Genomic DNA, 16,348 nt, shown 5'->3' on the forward strand with positions numbered 1-16,348 from the left:
CGGGGACGCACGGCCAGGAGGAACGGGGATGGCAGCCGAGGAACCACGGAGTGACGGTCGCGAGCAGTCCGGGGACGGAGCCGGGGCCGACGACGCCTGGGACGACCTCGTCCTGGACGAGGCCTTCATACGGTCCGCCGAGACGGCCGAGCCGTCGGCCCGCGCGCGTATGCTCGCCGCCCGCTGGCGCGACGGGGGACCCGATCCGCAGCCCTGGCGCTCGGACGAGCCGCCCGCGGGCTGGTTCTTCAGCAAGGGCCGCCGGCGCAGGTGGCGCCGCCGCTAGCCAGGGAGTTCCGCCCGGTTTTATTCGTTGGCGTCCAACTCGGCGTACGGGCACAGTAGTTATGTCAACGCCGCCGGTTCGAGTCGGCGCCATGTTCTGGGAGTGGAGCGCGACGATGTTCATCAGGAGCATGACGTCGAGTTCCCGACAGGGCAGCCCGCGGCGGGTTCCGGAGTAGCCACCTCTCCGTAGAACCCGCTCCGCACGGGGGGCTGCCCGGGGCGGCCGCTTCGAGCGCGCACTCGCGCGGGCCGCCCACCCATTCGCTGCCGCTGTGATCTGGCGGCATTCCGATCCGCCGCTCCGCGGCGGGAAGTTCCTCTCCCGCCCGCCCTGCAAAGGGGCGGGCGGGACGGCGCGGTGCCTACGGCTGCGACAGCAACCTCTCCAGCACCACCGCGATGCCGTCCTCCTCGTTCGAGGTCGTCACCTCGTCCGCCACCGCCTTGAGTTCCTCATGGGCGTTGGCCATCGCCACGCCGTGCGCCGCCCAGGCGAACATCGGGATGTCGTTGGGCATGTCGCCGAAGGCGATCGTGTCCGCGGCCTTCACGCCGAGGCGACGGGCCGCCAGGGACAGCCCCGTCGCCTTGGAGAGACCGAGGGGGAGGAGCTCCACTATCCCGGCGCCCGCCATGGTCACCCCGACCAGACCGCCCGCGACCTCCAGGGCCACCGCGGCGAGCTCGTCGTCGGAGAGCGTCGCGTGCTGCACGTACACCTTGTTCAGGGGCGCCGACCAGAGGTCCGCCGCGTCCTTGATCGGTACGACCGGGAGCGGGCCGTCGTGCCTCCGGTAACCGGGCCCGACCAGCACCTCGCCGTCGAGGCCGTCGCGGCTGGCGGCCAGCAGCAGCGGGCCGACCTCCGCCTCGATCTTGGCGAGCGCCAGTCCGGCCAGCTGCCGGTCCAGGGTCACCGAGGTGAGCAGCCGGTGCTCCCCCGCGTCGTACACCTGCGCGCCCTGACCGCACACCGCGAGGCCCTCGTAGCCGAGGTCGTCGAGGATGTGCCGGGTCCAGGGCACCGCGCGCCCGGTGACGACGATGTGCGCGGCGCCCGCCGCGGTGACCGCGGCGAGGGCCTCACGCGTACGTTCCGAGACCGACTCGTCGGAGCGCAGCAGCGTTCCGTCGAGGTCGGTCGCGACGAGCTTGTAGGGGAACGACCCGGTTGACCCGATCGCCCCCGTCGCCCCAGTGGTGCTGCCAGTCACTTGGAGATCGGCTCCAGGACCTCACGGCCGCCCAGGTACGGACGCAGTACCTCCGGCACCCGCACGGATCCGTCGGCCAGCTGGTGGTTCTCCAGGATCGCCACGATCGTGCGCGGTACGGCGCACAGCGTGCCGTTCAGCGTCGAGAGCGGCTGCACCTTCTTGCCGTCGCGCATCCGCACGGACAGGCGGCGCGCCTGGAAGCCGTCGCAGTTCGAGGCCGAGGTCAGCTCGCGGTACTTGCCCTGGGTCGGGATCCACGCCTCGCAGTCGAACTTGCGGGTCGCGGAGGCGCCGAGGTCGCCCGAGGCGACGTCGATCACCTGGAAGGGCAGCTCGAGGCCGGTCAGCCACTGCTTCTCCCAGTCCAGGAGCCGCTTGTGCTCGTTCTCGGCGTCCTCGGGAGCGACGTACGAGAACATCTCGACCTTGTCGAACTGGTGCACGCGGAAGATGCCGCGGGTGTCCTTGCCGTACGTGCCGGCCTCGCGGCGGAAGCACGGCGAGAAGCCGGCGTAGCGCAGCGGCAGCTTGTCGGCGTCGATGATCTCGTCCATGTGGTACGCCGCGAGGGGGACCTCGGAGGTGCCGACCAGGTAGAGGTCGTCCTTCTCCAGGTGGTACACGTTCTCCGCGGCCTGGCCGAGGAAGCCGGTGCCCTCCATGGCGCGCGGGCGGACAAGGGCCGGGGTCAGCATCGGGATGAAGCCGGCCTCGGTGGCCTGCGCGATCGCCGCGTTGACGAGGGCGAGCTCCAGGAGCGCGCCGACACCGGTGAGGTAGTAGAAGCGCGAGCCCGACACCTTGGCGCCGCGCTCGACGTCGATCGCGCCCAGCGCCTCGCCGAGCTCCAGGTGGTCCTTGGGCTCGAAGCCCTCGGCGCCGAAGTCACGGATCGTGCCGTGCGTCTCCAGGACGACGAAGTCCTCCTCGCCGCCGACCGGGACGTCGGGGTGCACGAGGTTGTCGAGCTGGAGCAGGAGCCGCTTGGTCTCCTCGTCCGCCTCGTGCTGCTCGGCGTCGGCCGTCTTGACGTCGGCGGCCAGCTGACCGGCCTTCTTCAGCAGCTCGGCCTTCTCGTCACCCGAGGCCCTGGGGATCAGCTTGCCGAGCGCCTTCTGCTCGGAGCGCAGCTCGTCGAAGCGGAGGCCGGACGACCTGCGCCGCTCGTCGGCGGAGAGGAGGGCGTCGACGAGCGCGACGTCCTCTCCACGGGCGCGCTGGGAGGCGCGAACACGGTCGGGGTCCTCACGGAGCAGGCGAAGGTCAATCACCCCTCAAGGTTACCGGTGCGTGCTTCCGGCCAACGACTCGATATTCCGTGGCGTTACTTCTGTCACGTTATGACCGAAATGCCGGACTGAATCTCTTGATCGGGTCTTGGTCGGGTCTTGATCAGTAATGCGTGTCAATAAAAAGGGCGATGCTCCCCGAATCGGGGCATGTGACGGTTGGCCGGTTGACTGGATTCCCTGGGGGGGCATGGGATTTGAGGGGGGTGTTGTCCACAGGGTCCTATGCCTCCGTGAAGTTATCCACAGGCTGTGTGGATGATCTGTGGACTACGGAAGTGATCATTCCGAAAATCGCGGCCGGGGTGAGGAATTCCCGGGTCAAACCATCCCTACACCCACGTTCGAGTGGATTCGAGCGGAAATGCTTCGCTCCATAGGATTGACCAAAGGAAAAGAGTGGACGAGGGGTGACGTGCGGGCCTGTGGACGAATCAGGGGCCCGCAGGCCGATTTGTCGACGATGTAGCACTTCGTTGTCGACTTGTCCCCAGGTCGAGAAGCGCGCCTGTGGATAACTCTTGTGGATGACGAAAATCAGCAGGTAGGACCGGCGCGGCGGGCACTGATGGGGCTGGTGGGACCGGCGCGACGGCTGGTGACGACCGACGACGGGCTAGAACCGGCCGTCGTGGCACCGCGCGACCCAGTCGGCCGCCGCCACGAACTCCTCGTCCGACGTCCCCCGCAGCGGAGCGCGTACGGCCTCCACACTCACGTCCGCGCGCGGGTACGACCCGAGGAACCGCACCTGGAGGCAGATCCGCTTGAGACCCATCAGCGCCTCGGCCACCCGACGGTCGGAGATGTGGCCCTCGGCGTCGATGCAGAAGCAGTAGTTGCCGATGCCCTCGCCGGTCGGCCGGGACTGCAGCAGCATCAGGTTGATGCCGCGCGTGGCGAACTCGCCAAGGAGGTCGCGCAGCCCACCGGGGTGGTCGTCGCGCTGCCACAGGACCACGGAGGTCTTGTCCGCGCCGGTCGGCGCCGCGGGCCGGGCGGGCCGTCCCACCAGCACGAACCGCGTCTGCGCGTTCTCCGCGTCGTGGATTCCGGTCTCCAGCGGCTCCAGGCCGTACGGGCCCGCCGCGAACTCGCCCGCGAAGGCGGCGTCGTAGCGGCCCTCCTGTACGAGGCGCGCACCGTCCGCGTTCGACGCTGCGGACTCCCACAGCACGTCCGGGAGGTTCGCCTTCATCCAGTTGCGCACCTGCGGCTGCGCGGCCGGGTGCGCGGTCACCGTCTTGATCTCGGACAGCTTCGTGCCGGGCCTGACCAGCAGCGCGAAGGTGATCGACAGCAGCACCTCGCGGTAGATCATCAGCGGCGTGCCAGCGACCAGCTCGTCGAGGGTCGTGGTGATGCCGCCCTCCACGGAGTTCTCGATCGGCACGAACGCGGCCTCGGCCTCGCCGTTGCGGACGGCGTCGAGCGCGGCGGGAACCGACACCATCGGGACGAGCTCCCGGGTGGCAGCCTCCGGAAGCGTCCGCAGGGCGACTTCGGTGAACGTGCCCTGAGGACCGAGATACGCGTAGCTGGCTGGCATGACCTCACCCTAATGGGCCTTGCGGGACCCGGCTCACGCCTGTGGAAACAACCATCCCGGAGAGCGACGTCCACCCCTGTGGAAGCCGCCGCCCCGGAGAGGGCCGCTCACCCCTCCAGCAACCGCTGCCCCACGTACTCCCCCTCCGCCGCCCCGCCCGGCACCGCGAACAGTCCGCTCGACTCGTGGCGGATGAACTCGGACAGCGCGTCGCCGCGGTCCAGCTTGCGCTGGACGGGGACGAAGCCGCGGACCGGGTCGGCCTGCCAGCAGACGAAGAGCAGGCCCGCGTCGGGCACCCCGTCCGTGTCGAAGCCGTCGTGGAAGGAGAACGGCCGGCGCAGCATCGCGGCGCCGCCGTTCTGGTCGGGCCTGGTGATGCGGGCGTGCGCGTTGATGGGGACGACCAGGTTGCCGTCGGCGTCGGTCTTGTCGAGGTTCATCCCGGTGGTCTCGTCGCCGCCGCTGAGCGCCGCCCCGGTGGACTTCTTCCGCCCGATGACATCCTCCTGGGCCTTCACCGAGAGCTGCTCCCAGTCGTCGAGGAGCATGCGGATCCGGCGTACGACGGCGTACGAGCCGTTTGCCATCCACGCCGGGTCGCCGGAGGCGGGCACGAAGATGCGCTCGTCGAAGTCGGACTCGGCCGGCTTCGGATTGCGGGTGCCGTCGAGCTGGCCCATCAGGTTGCGGGCCGTCATGGGCTGGGCGGTGGCGCCGGGCGAGCGGTTGAAGCCGTTCATCTGCCAGCGCATGTGGGCCGCGCTGCCCGCGTCCTTCTGGATCGCGCGCAGGGCGTGGAAGGCGACCAGGGCGTCGTTCGCGCCGATCTGCACCCACAGGTCGCCGTTGCTGCGGGCCTTGTCGAGGTGGTCGGAGGAGAAGTCGGGCAGCGGGTCCAGGGCGACCGGGCGCTGCTTCTCCAGGCCCGTACTGGCGAAGAAGCTGTGGCCGAAGCCGAAGGTGACCGTCAGGGAGGAGGGTCCGGCGTCGCGGGCGACATCCGTGTCGTCCTGAGCGGCGGCCTCGCCCGCCATCAGTCGCTGCGCCGTCGTCGACCAGCGGCGCAGCAGCGCGGCCGCCTCCTTGCGGCCCGCGCCCGCCGTCAGGTCGAAGGCGACGAGATGGCCGCGGGCGTGGAGGGCGTCGGTGATGCCGGCCTGATGTTTCCCGTGAAACATCGCCGTGTCCGCGCCAACTGAGCTGAGCGGAACGGCCTTGTCGGAGGGGGCGGCGGCATACCCCGCGGCCCCGCCGGCCGCACCGAGCACGAGCCCGGTGGCACCGGCGGTGCCCAGCAGCCGCCGCCGCGAAATGCCCTCCCCGGGGGAGGTGTTCTCGGAAACGGTCTCCCTGGAGGCCTCCGACGTGGACTGGTCAGCCATGGTGAGGTTCAGCCGATCTTCGCGTTCTTGTCTACGGTCACTTGGTCGATGTCGGAGGTCCGCACGGTCACCTCGACCTTCCAGTCGCCCGCCAGGGGGATCTGCACCCCGCTCGCCGTCCAGTGGCCGGTGGCGATGCGGTCGGGGGTCACGGGCAGCGGGCCGATGTCCTTCGCCTCCAGGGTGAAGGCGACCTTCACCTCGGGGACGTCGAAGGCCTTGCCGTTGGGCCGCACTACGAAGACATGCATTTCGTTGCCGCCGACGCGGGCCGGGTCGAGGGTGACCTCCACGGTGCCCTCGCCGTCCTCGGCACCCGTGTCGAACGGGATCTTCAGCGACAGCGGTCCGGACTGCTGGGAGGAGGACGACGAGGTGGCCGCCTTGGCGTCCTCTTCCGTACGTCCCGGCTCGGTGGAGGTCAGCACCGTCGTGATCGCGAGTAGGACGACGGCGACGCCCGCCTCGGCGAGCACCGAGCGGCGCAGGCCCGAGCGGAGCGGGTCGGAGTCGCGGAGGCGCTTGTCGCGCGCGGTGGCCACGGCGGCCCGCTGCCGGGCGAGCTGGGCCGCCCGCCGTGAGTCACCTGAGCCCGCGGCAACCTTCGTCCGCGTCTTGGCGCGCTGCTCGACCACGGCCGCCGCGACGGCCTCCGGAGCCGGCACCTCCGACAGCTGCCCCGTCCAGCGTCGCGAGATCCACGCGATGCCGACGAGGACCGTCACCAGGCCGATCTTGACGAGCAGGAGCTGCCCGTACGCCGTGTCGGTGAGCGCCGACCAGGAACCGACCTGGCGCCACGCCTGGTAGCTCCCGGTCGCGACCAGCGCGATCACGCTGCTGAACGCGACGCGCGAGAAACGGCGGACGGCCGACGCATCGATCTGCGCGTCGGCGGGCGCCCGGAACAGGGCCACCAGCAGCGTCGAGAGCCCGCCGAGCCAGAGGGCGACCGCCAGCAGGTGCAGGACGTCGACGGGCATCGCCAGGCCCGTCTGGATGCCGGTCGAGGCGTGCTCGGCCATCGCCCAGGTCGCGGCCAGGCCCGCCGCGACGACGGCCCCGCCGATCGCGAGCCCGAAGGTGAGGTCCTTCTTCTCGGTGGCGGCGTCCTCGGCGGCATCTGCTTCTGAATCGGCGGCCTCCGCCTCGGAAGCAGCCGCCTCGTCCCGCTTCACGTACGCCCCGAAGAGCACCGCGATGAACAGCGCGCCCGCGGCGAGCAGCAGCAGTCGCGACACCAGCGCCGCGCCCGCCTTGGTCTGCAGCACCTGCCCGAGCAGCGACAGGTCGAAGATGTCACCGACCTTGCCGGAGCCGACGTACGAACCGCGCAGGAGAAGCAGCGCGAGGGTGGCGCCGGTCAGCGCGAGCCACCCGGAGACCACCAGGCGCTGCACCGGGCGGACCCCGGCGCCCCGCTGCCAGCAGGCGAGCACGAAGGCCGCGCCGCCGACGAGGAGGATGAACCCGGCGTACGAGATGTAGCGCCCGGCGTCGTAGAGCACACCGACGAATCCGCCGCCCGCCGCCTGGCCGGAGACCGCCACGGAGGTCTGCGAGGGTGCGCCGATGGAGAACGTGAAGGCGCCCGAGACGGGGTGGCTGTCCGCCGACACCACCTGGTAGGTGACCGTGAACGTGCCGTCGGGCAGCCCCGAGTGCAGCTGCACGGCGTACGTGGTGCCGCTCGTGCTGGTCGCCTTGCCGGTGTCGACGCGCTGGCCCTTGGGGTCGAGGACCTGGAGGGCGTTGTCGGAGAGCGCGACCTGCTCGGAGAACGTCAGCGAGACCTGAGTGGGTGCCTTGTCGACCACCGTTCCCTGCATGGGGTCGCTCCCGGTCAGCGCGGCGTGCGCGGAGGCGGGCGCGGCGCCGGCCAGGAGCACGCCGGCGACGGCGAGGAACAGCAACAGCAGCGTCCGTACACGCGCGACGCCATGTGTGGCGCCACGGGGAGCGATGGTCCGCGTCACAGGTGATCCCTCCCTCAGTGCCCGGTCTTCGGGTTGTACGTCGCGGACTTCACCGGCATGGAGACCTTCACCGTGCCGGACTTGGCGAAGTGCAGTTCCACTGCCACCTTCTCGCCCTGCTTCGGCTGGTGGGTGAGGTTTTCGAACATGACGTGGTTGCCGCCGCTCGCAAAGTCGAGTGTGCCGTCGGCGGGCACGGCGAAAGACGTCTTCTCCTCCATCGCGCCGCCCTTGGTGGCGTGCAGGGTGACGTCGTCCGAGAGGTCGCTGGTGACCGAGGTCAGGGTGTCGGCGCCGCCGGAGTTGGTGACGGTGAAGAAGCCGGCCGCCATGGTGTCCATGCTCGGGGCGGGCATGTAGGCACCGGTGACCTTCAGGTCGGGCTCTGCCGAGGTGCTGGCGGAACTGTCCGCGCCGCACCCCGCGAGTGCCAGGGCCGCGACGGCCAGTACGGCGGCTCCCGTCCGACGACGCCTCACGGGTTCTGCCCCTTGATGAGCTTGGGGAGGTCCTTGATGTAGTCGTCGACGGTGGCGTCCTCGCCGTAGAGCACATAGCCCCCGTCGGTCTTCGGCGAGAACGCGATGACCTGGGTGCCGTGCACGGAGACGAGCTTGCCGTTCTTGTCCTTCGACGTCGGCTCGATGGAGATGCCCAGGGTGCGGGCGCCGGCCTGGATCGTGGCGAAGTCGCCGGTCAGACCGACGAAGTCGGAGTCGATGCCCTTGAGCCACTTGCCGAGCGCGGCAGGGGTGTCGCGGTCGGGGTCGGTGGTGACGAACACGACGCGGAGCTTGTCCTGCTCGGCCTTGGGCAGCGCCTTCTTGGCGACGGCGAGGTTGTTCATCGTCAGCGGGCAGACGTCGGGGCAGTGGGTGTAGCCGAAGTAGATCAGCGTCGGGACGCCCTTGGTCTCCGCGCGGAGGTCGTACTTCTTGCCCTTCGCGTCGGTGAGTACGAGGTCCGGCTTCTCGAACGGCTGGTCGAGAACCGTCGCGGCCTTGTCAGAGCCGGCCTCGGCCGACACGTCGGCGACCGGCTTGTTGCTGTCCTCGCCGCTGCCGCAGGCGGAGAGGGTCAGAGCGGCGGCGGCGAACAGGGCGGCCACGGCATACGTCTTCTTGCGCATACAAAAATGTCCCAGATGTGAGTGCTCCGGTGCGCACCGGGGTCGTACGACGGCCGGTACGGCGATGCCGCACGACCTCCGGCGCGCACCGAGAGTGCGATGGACCTCAGGCGTTGGTGCGCCGGCGGCCGGCGAGCACGCCGTACGCCACGCCCGCCACGCCGACGACGATGCCGACGACGCCGAGCACGCGGGCGGTGGTGTCACTGCTGTCGGTGGACGCGGAGGTGACCTCGGTGGCCGCCGCCTGCTCCGCAGACGCGTTTGAGGCGTCGTCCGAGGGGGTGGCGGTGCCGGTGGCTCCGTGGTGGCCCTCCTCGGTCGCCGCGCTGAGCGCGAGCACCGGAGCGGGGTTCTCGGGCTCCTCCTCGCCCTCCTTCTGCTCCTCGATCCAGCGGACGACCTCCTTGTTGTCGTACGTCTGGATCGCCTTGAAGACGAGTTCGTCGGCGTCCTCGGGGAGCGCGCCGATGGAGAGCGGGAACTTCTGGAAGAAGCCCGGCTGGATGCCCTTGCCGGTCGCGGTCCAGGTGACCTTGGTGACGGCTTCGGAGATCGTCTCGCCGTGCAGTTCGAGCGGCTTGTCCAGCGTGGACTTGGTGACCTTGGCGGTCCAGCCGGCGACCGGCTCCGGCATGACGGAGGCGAGCGGGTGGTCGGTCGGGAAGTTGACCTCGAGCTTGGTGGTCGAGGCGTCGTCGCGTTCGTTCGGGACCTTGAAGTCGACCGTGGCGTAACCGCCCTTGGCGGCCTCGCCCTCCGGCTGCACGCTGACGTGCGCGAACGCGGGGCCCGACAGGACGAGGACGGCCGAGGCGGCCACGGCACCGGTGGCGGCGATACGGGAAATCTTCATGACAGGGAGCACTCCACACTTCGAGTCCGATGACATCGGATGGGATCCGGTGAGTAGGGGCGCGCGTGATGCGTGATGCGCGATGCGCGTGCGGAAAACCGCCCATGGGGCGCCCCTTGGGGGCACCGATCCAAAACGCGGGCACGCGCGCGTGCCGCACGACGGCAGCCCCTCGGTGGAGTGGTGCGTCGCGTCAGGCAGCGAGGACGAGCGAGGTGGAGTACGGCGGTCCGCGCCGGATCACGGTGTGCTGAAGCGCGGTGGTACGGGGCTTCGGTGGCGCGAGCAGCACGGGGCGCGGGGTGCGCGGCGCCGCGCCGGGCGTACCCGGAAGTCCCGCACGCAGGGCGCGTACGAGTGCGAGCGCGGCGCGCAGGGAGCGTACGAGCGCCCCCTCGGCGACCCCGTGCGCGGACAGCCGGATGAGACGCAGCAGCGCCATGTCACCGCGGCGCAGCACCCATCCGGCGGCGACGGCCGCGAGGAGGTGGCAGACCAGCATCGGCACGGACGGCAGCACCGACATCGAGGAGCCTGCGGTGGCCGACATGGAGTCAGCGGGGTGGTGCATGGACTGCGCCATGCTCGTGTCGATCCGCGCCTCGGCGAGGATCTTCTGGGCCTGCGCGGGGCTGATCGCCGCCGCGGTCGCGCCGCACACCAGGCGCGCGGCGCGCTCGACGAGCGAGGCGTCGGCCATGCCCGACCCGGTGGCCGACGCGGTGGTCGCCCCCATCGTCGTACCGCCGTGCTGGCCGAGTCCGAACAGCGTGTGCAGGACGGTCTGGCCGGTCGCCAGGACCGCCGCGATGCCCGGCAGCGAACGCTCACGTCCCGCCAGCGGCGCGGCGACCGCGAAGACCGTGAGGAACCCCGCTCCGAGCGTCCACAGGGGGACCGTGACGGAGGAGGCGAGCACATGACCGGCCGCGGCCAGCACGACGCAGACCGCGGCGAACACCGCGGCCCGGAGCATCCGGAGATCGCATCCGGAGCGCGCCGTGCGCTTGTGGGGGGCAGTCATGGCGGGCTCATCATCGCACTGGCCTCAACCGCCCCCTACGGCAGGTCCGCGAGATCCTCACCCGTTCCCTACGGCAGATCCGCACGATTGTGTACGGCCCCGGAAGGCGGAGGTTCGCACGATTGTGTACGGCCCGGAAGGCGGCGGTACGCACCTGGCGCAGACCCTGCCGCCTGCGCGGACGTCGGTCATCGCCCCGCACATACACCGATTCCTGTCACCCGCGCATCCGCCGTATGGGCGGCATCACGTCAAGTGGGCGATTGCGCACGCGTGGTTGCGGCAATACGTAACGGTATGTCGAGCCGCGGCCGGGAGGCTGGAGCATGAGCATCTGGTGGTCACTCCATTTGCGGCGTGAAGCTGCGAGCGTTCCGCTCGCCAGACGCCTGCTGCTCGGCACCATGGAGACAGCGGGTGTCGACCCCGACGTCTCCTTCGACCTCTCCGTCGCCCTCAGCGAGGCCTGCGCCAACGCAGTCGAGCACGGCGGGGGCACCGCGCACGGCGGCTCTTCGGAGGCCTACCGCGTGACCGCCTATCTCGACGGCGAGAAATGCCGCATCGAAGTCGCCGATTCCGGCCCGGGCTTCCCGCCGGACCCCGGCCTCCCGCCCGCCCCCGACCTCGGGCCGGGGCGCGTCACCCGCACCCTGCTCCGCCCGGTCCCGGCCCACAGCGACGCCGAGCACGGCCGGGGTCTGTGTCTGATCCAGGAACTCGCGGACCACGTCCAGATCGGCAACAAGCCGGGACGGGGCGGCGCGGTGGTGAGCTTCGACAAGATCCTGAAGTGGAAGAAGGACGCGCCGCTGATCGCGGTGTAGCCCGGTGACCTCGGTGAACGCCCGCCCTGGTGACAGTTCGGCCTCGGCGGTCGGCTTCAGCTTTCTCAGAGCACATAGCCAACTGACAGCCCCGCCCCATGTGCTTGACGGGTGGCGCCCCTAATTTTCCCAGCATGACGGGAAGCCACAAAGAGAAGTCGATCACCCGGCGCCGCGCGATCGCGGTGACCGGAGGCACGGTCGCGGCAGGCGGAATCGCCTTCGCCGGATACCAGGCGGCGTTCGCCGACGAAACGACCACCACCGAGGCCGGCGCGTCCGCCTCGGCCTCGGCGAGCTCCACGAGCGGCCAGTGCGTGCTGATGTCCAGCGTCACGGAGGGGCCGTACTACCTGGACGGCGCCCTGGTGCGGAAGGACATCACCGAGGGCAAGAGCGGCGTCCCGCTGACCCTGCGCATCACCGTTCAGGACACCACCGACTCCTGCGCCCCGGTCGCCGGCGCCGCGGTGGAGATCTGGCACTGCGACGCCTGGGGCTACTACTCCGGCTACACCACCGCCAACCCCGGCGGCTCGGCCCCCGCCGAGAGCGAGGACGGCTCCACCGCCAACGACAAGACGTATCTGCGCGGGTACCAGGTCGCCAACGCCAACGGGGTCGTCAAGTTCGAGACGATCTTCCCCGGCTGGTACACGCCGCGCACCTGCCACATCCACGTCAAGGTGCACACCGGCGGCGAGAAGGAGGACGGCACCTATGAGGGCGGCACGGTGAACTTCACCGGCCAGCTGTTCTTCGACGACGACATCGCCGCGGAGATCTTCGCCCTGGAGCCGTACTCCCAGCACAGCGGCAGCTACACCAAGCTCGCCGACGACATGGTCTACGAGGACAACGGCGCCGCCGGCGGTCTGCTGACCCTGAAGGCGGTGCACAAGAAGGACCCGTCCAAGGGCTACAAGGGGTCCATCGTCCTGGGCATCGACCCCGACGCCGAGAGCACCGGCGCGGGCAGCGGCGGCGGTGGTACGCCCCCCAGCGGTGCGCCGGGCGACGCGCCGACCGGTACGCCGCCGAGCGACGCCCCGAGTGACAGTGCCTCCCCGTCCGCCTCGGCTTCCTCGTAGGGTGCGCGCATGAGCCGCCGCGAGGACGAGACGCTCGCGCGGGCCGCCGTGGCCGCGCTGACCTGGCAGCTGGAGCTGGCTCCCAAGCCCGGACTGCCCGACCCGCGCGATCTCGACGCCCGGGCCACCCGCCAGGACCACTGTGCCCTGCGCTGGTCGGCCAAGGCGCTGGCGCCCGGCCTCGCGGCCATGGCGGCCGCCGCACGCCGCATCGGCGGGCCCTCGCCCGAACTCCGTACGGAGCTGGGCGCGATCGGCCGGTCCACCGAGCACTCGGTGGCCCTGGCGGGCGGCGGACACCGCGGCGCCATGTGGACGCTCGGGCTGCTGGTCGCCGCCGCGGCCCTCGAACCCCGCGCCACCGGGAGCGACGTCGCCGCGACCGCCAAGCGGATCGCGGCACACACCGACCGGCGGGCACCGCGGCGGCCCTCCCGGGGGTCGTCCGTCTCGGCGAAGTACGGCGCCGCCGGGGCGCGCGGCGAGGCCCGCGCCGGATTCCCGCACGTACGGCGGGCGTTGGCCGCCCTCGGCACCGCCCGCTCGGCGGGCGCCCCCGAGCCGTACGCCCGGCTCGACGCCCTCCTCACCGTCATGTCCACCCTCCAGGACACCGAGTTGCTCTACACGGCGGGACCGCACGGCCTCCGCCATGTCCAGGCGGGCGCCCGCGGAGTCCTCGAAGCGGGCGGTACGTCCACGGAGGCGGGCCGTCAGGCCCTGTCCGCCCTCGACGACGACCTCCACGCGCGCGCGTGGAGCCCCCGTGGCAGCGGAGGGCTGCTCGCGGGGGCCCTGTTCGTGGACTCGCTGCCGGTCGTGGTCAGTTCACCGGTACGGGCCGCCTGACGGGCTCCTTCGAAGGGCCGGCGGTGGCGGTGGCCCATCGTGTCGCCGGTCCCATCGCGTACGAGGCCGCCAGCATCACAGCGCCGAGCAACAGCCAACCCGGCGTTCCCCAGCCCACCAGCAGCGCGGTCAGGACGAGCGGGCCCATCGTGCGGGCCACCGTGACGCCGGTGCCGAAGAAGCCCTGGTACTCGCCCATGCGGTCGGCCGGTGCGAGGTCGAAGGCCAGCTGCCAGGAACCCGCGGACTGCTGCATCTCGGCGACGACCTGAAGCACCGCGCCCGCCACCAGCACACCCACCGCGACCCACGGCGAGACACCGGACGACAGGGCGAAGACCGTGCAGGACGCCAGCATGACGAGCCCGGACCGGCGTACCGCGCGTGTGGCGGACGCCAGGCCCGTGACGCCGCGGGCCATCCGTACCTGGAAGACCATCACCGCGCCCGTGTTGAGCACGAACAGCGCGGAGACCAGCCAGGCGGGCGCCTCGGTCCGCTCGGTGATCCACAGCGGGATGCCGAGGCTGAGCAGCGGCATCCGCAGCAGCAGCACGGTGTTGAGGAACGTGACCAGCACATAGGGGCGGTCGCGCAGAACGCCGAGGCCGTGACTCCGCCGTACGACGGCCGACACGGGAGCCACTGACGGCAGCCGCAGCATCAGGGCCGCGCACAGCAGGAAGCTCACCGCGTCCAGCGCGAACACCCCGAGGTACGCGGCGCGCGTCCCGGCGTGCAGCGCGAGCCCGCCGAGGCCCGCCCCCACCGCCAGACCGGCGTTGAGCGTCGACTGCAGATGCGCGAGCAGCCCGGTCCGCTCCCCGGCCGGGACCAGCCCCGCAAGGAGCGCCTGCCGGGCCGCCGCCAGCCCCGACTGCGCGGACGCGTACGCGCACGCCGCGAGCACGAAGGGGAGGAAGCCGCGTACGACGAGGAAGGATGCCACCGCCGCCGCGGTCGCCAGGGCGAGCAGCACCGCCGTGCCGCGCGGCCCCCGCCGGTCGGCCAACCGCCCCAATGGCACACCCACCAGCGAACCGACCGCCCACGCCACGGTCAGCCCCAGCCCCACCCGCCCGGGAGCGAGACCGACGACATGCGTGAAGTACAGCGCCGACGTCACGTAGTAGGCGCCGTCGCCGACGGAGTTGGCCAACTGGGCCAGGGCCAGGACACGCTGCGGACCCGCGGGCGGGACGAGTGAGTTCGTCATGAGGCCGACATTAGAAGCGCAGTGGGTCCCTCAACAGGCCCAATCAGAGCGCCAATTCGTGGCCCAATTCAGACGCCGTCGGAGAGGCCGTCAACGGGTCTCAAGACCCCTCCGGTGAGGCCGTCGGCCGGTCTCATGGCCCTCCGGGGAGGCCGTCAGCCGGTGCCAAGGCCCCCGGAGAAGGCATCAGCTGCCCCCCCCCAGCACCCGCCCCAACGCCTCCAACGCCTCTGGATAAACCCGCTCCCTCGGCGTCCCGTACCCGACGACCAGCCCCTGCGTCCGGCCGCCGTCGCCCGGCGTGTGCCAGTGCTCCCCGAGATGCCCGACCGCGAGCCCTTCCTCCGCCGCTCGCGCCAAGGTCTCGGCCTCGTCCGGCACTTCCACCAGCGCGTGCAGTCCCGCCGCGATCCCTCGTACGCTCTGCCGCGCCCCCAGCCGGCCGAGGAGCTGGTCCCTGCGTCGGCGGTACCGCAGACGGCACGCGCGTACGTGCCGGTCGTACGCGTGGCTGTTGATCATCTCGGCGAGGGCCAACTGCCCGATGGACTCGGTGTGATGGTCGCTGTGCAGCTTGGCGTCGGCCACCGCGTCGACCAGGTGCGGTGGCAGCACCATCCAGCCCAGGCGCAGCGCGGGCCCGAGCGTCTTGGAGGCCGTGCCCAGGTACGCGACCTGCCCCGGTGCCATCCCCTGGAGGGCGCCGACCGGCTGCCTGTCGTAGCGGAACTCCCCGTCGTAGTCGTCCTCGACGATCAGCCCGCCACGCTCGCGTGCCCAGTCGGTGAGCGCCCGCCGCCGCTCGGGGTGCAGCGTGACGCCGGTCGGATACTGGTGCGCGGGCGTGACGACGACCGCGTCCGCCTTGACGGAGGCCAACTGACCCGCACAGGCGCCACGTTCGTCGACCGGCAGCGGCACCACTCTCCCGCCGCCCCGCCGCACCACGTCCCGGTGGAACGGCAGCCCGGGGTCCTCCATGGCGACCGTCCCGCCGTCCAGCACGCGCGCGAGGAGCGCGAGCCCCTGCACGTACCCCGAGGTGATCACGATCCGCTCGGGCGGCGCGAGCACGCCCCGGGCCCGGCCCAAGTACCCGGACAACGCCGTCCGCAGCTCGATGCGGCCGCGCGGATCGCCGTAGTCGTACGCCAAGGAGGGCGCCGTCGCGATCGCGCGCCGCAGCGCCCGCAGCCAGGCCGCCGCCGGGAACGTTCCGACGTCCGGGCTGCCGGGGCGCAGATCGAAAAGAGGTGCACGCGCGCGTGGAGCCCCGGCAGCCGCCGACACCCCGTCCAGGGGCAGCGCCGCCACGTCGGTGCCCGAACCCTGCCGGGCGGTCAGGTACCCCTCGGCGATCAGCTGGTCGTACGCCGCCTTCGCCGTCCCCCGGGAAACGCCCAGCTCGGCCGCGAGCCGCCGGGTCGCGGGCAGCCGGGTGCCCGGCGCGAGCCGCCCGTCGCGCACGGCGTCACGCAGCGCCCGTTCGAGCCCCGTTCTGCGCCCCGCGCCCGCATCGGGCTCCAGATGCAGGTCCACACCGACACCGGACCAGAAGTCATCCACGAAAAGCCGCCCCCTAGGCACGTGAATGGCCGGGCACCGCAAGAGGTACCCGGCCATCAATCTCGTATCAGCCCCTGAAAAGCACT

At 71.3% G+C, this 16,348-nt stretch carries 15 protein-coding genes; 4 read left to right on the forward strand and 11 right to left on the reverse strand.

The window, feature by feature from the left end; genetic code table 11:
* Positions 1-28 precede the first annotated feature (28 nt).
* Positions 29-286: a hypothetical protein gene (locus OG266_RS22590; protein ID WP_329546673.1), complete on the forward strand. Its 258-nt coding sequence runs from the start codon at positions 29-31 to the stop codon at positions 284-286.
* Positions 287-650: 364 nt separating this feature from the next.
* On the opposite strand, the gene OG266_RS22595 is transcribed toward OG266_RS22590, so the two are convergent.
* The 9 genes from OG266_RS22595 to OG266_RS22635 all read right to left on the reverse strand — a co-directional run bounded on the left by OG266_RS22595 (position 651) and on the right by OG266_RS22635 (position 10,713).
* Positions 651-1,502, reverse strand: a complete 852-nt coding sequence (locus OG266_RS22595) for an HAD family hydrolase (protein ID WP_371548062.1) — start codon at positions 1,500-1,502, stop codon at positions 651-653.
* On the reverse strand, positions 1,499-2,776 hold the full coding sequence (gene serS, locus OG266_RS22600) for a serine--tRNA ligase (RefSeq protein WP_266458608.1): 1,278 nt from the start codon (positions 2,774-2,776) through the stop codon (positions 1,499-1,501). The genes OG266_RS22595 and serS overlap by 4 nt, the downstream gene beginning before the upstream one ends.
* A gap of 634 nt (positions 2,777-3,410) precedes the next feature.
* Positions 3,411-4,343 carry a prephenate dehydratase gene (gene pheA, locus OG266_RS22605; protein ID WP_266458611.1) on the reverse strand — a complete coding sequence of 311 codons (933 nt, stop codon included), beginning with the start codon at positions 4,341-4,343 and terminating at the stop codon, positions 3,411-3,413.
* 107 nt (positions 4,344-4,450) lie between these two features.
* A complete protein-coding gene (gene efeB, locus OG266_RS22610) occupies positions 4,451-5,728 on the reverse strand; it encodes an iron uptake transporter deferrochelatase/peroxidase subunit (RefSeq protein ID WP_371548064.1) in 1,278 nt (425 codons plus the stop codon).
* An 8-nt stretch (positions 5,729-5,736) separates the two neighbouring features.
* Positions 5,737-7,704: a copper resistance CopC/CopD family protein gene (locus OG266_RS22615; protein WP_371548066.1), complete on the reverse strand. Its 1,968-nt coding sequence runs from the start codon at positions 7,702-7,704 to the stop codon at positions 5,737-5,739.
* Between the two features lie 14 nt (positions 7,705-7,718).
* On the reverse strand, positions 7,719-8,183 hold the full coding sequence (locus OG266_RS22620) for a copper chaperone PCu(A)C (RefSeq protein ID WP_371548068.1): 465 nt from the start codon (positions 8,181-8,183) through the stop codon (positions 7,719-7,721).
* Positions 8,180-8,833, reverse strand: a complete 654-nt coding sequence (locus OG266_RS22625) for an SCO family protein (protein WP_266458623.1) — start codon at positions 8,831-8,833, stop codon at positions 8,180-8,182. The genes OG266_RS22620 and OG266_RS22625 overlap by 4 nt, the downstream gene beginning before the upstream one ends.
* Positions 8,834-8,939: 106 nt before the next feature.
* On the reverse strand, positions 8,940-9,689 hold the full coding sequence (locus OG266_RS22630; RefSeq protein WP_371548070.1) for a YcnI family protein: 750 nt from the start codon (positions 9,687-9,689) through the stop codon (positions 8,940-8,942).
* 193 nt (positions 9,690-9,882) lie between these two features.
* A complete protein-coding gene (locus OG266_RS22635) occupies positions 9,883-10,713 on the reverse strand; it encodes a hypothetical protein (protein WP_266458629.1) in 831 nt (276 codons plus the stop codon).
* 326 nt (positions 10,714-11,039) lie between these two features.
* Between OG266_RS22635 and OG266_RS22640 the strand changes: the two genes are divergently transcribed.
* The 3 genes from OG266_RS22640 to OG266_RS22650 all read left to right on the forward strand — a co-directional run bounded on the left by OG266_RS22640 (position 11,040) and on the right by OG266_RS22650 (position 13,480).
* On the forward strand, positions 11,040-11,540 hold the full coding sequence (locus OG266_RS22640) for an ATP-binding protein (RefSeq protein WP_266458631.1): 501 nt from the start codon (positions 11,040-11,042) through the stop codon (positions 11,538-11,540).
* Between the two features lie 134 nt (positions 11,541-11,674).
* Positions 11,675-12,631: an intradiol ring-cleavage dioxygenase gene (locus OG266_RS22645; RefSeq protein WP_329546679.1), complete on the forward strand. Its 957-nt coding sequence runs from the start codon at positions 11,675-11,677 to the stop codon at positions 12,629-12,631.
* 9 nt (positions 12,632-12,640) lie between these two features.
* Positions 12,641-13,480, forward strand: coding sequence for a triphosphoribosyl-dephospho-CoA synthase (locus tag OG266_RS22650; protein ID WP_371548073.1), 840 nt, complete (start codon positions 12,641-12,643; stop codon positions 13,478-13,480).
* Here OG266_RS22650 and OG266_RS22655 read toward each other — a convergent pair.
* Together OG266_RS22655 and OG266_RS22660 are read right to left on the reverse strand one after the other, a co-directional pair.
* Positions 13,455-14,696 (reverse strand): MFS transporter, encoded by a 1,242-nt coding sequence (locus OG266_RS22655; RefSeq protein ID WP_371548074.1) that lies wholly within the window; start codon positions 14,694-14,696, stop codon positions 13,455-13,457. The two genes, OG266_RS22650 and OG266_RS22655, sit on opposite strands and share 26 nt — an antisense overlap.
* A gap of 186 nt (positions 14,697-14,882) precedes the next feature.
* On the reverse strand, positions 14,883-16,262 hold the full coding sequence (locus OG266_RS22660; RefSeq protein WP_371548076.1) for a PLP-dependent aminotransferase family protein: 1,380 nt from the start codon (positions 16,260-16,262) through the stop codon (positions 14,883-14,885).
* Between the last annotated feature and the right edge of the window lie 86 nt (positions 16,263-16,348).

It is taken from the genome of Streptomyces sp. NBC_00554, from assembly GCF_041431135.1.
Taxonomy (GTDB): Bacteria; Actinomycetota; Actinomycetes; order Streptomycetales; family Streptomycetaceae; genus Streptomyces.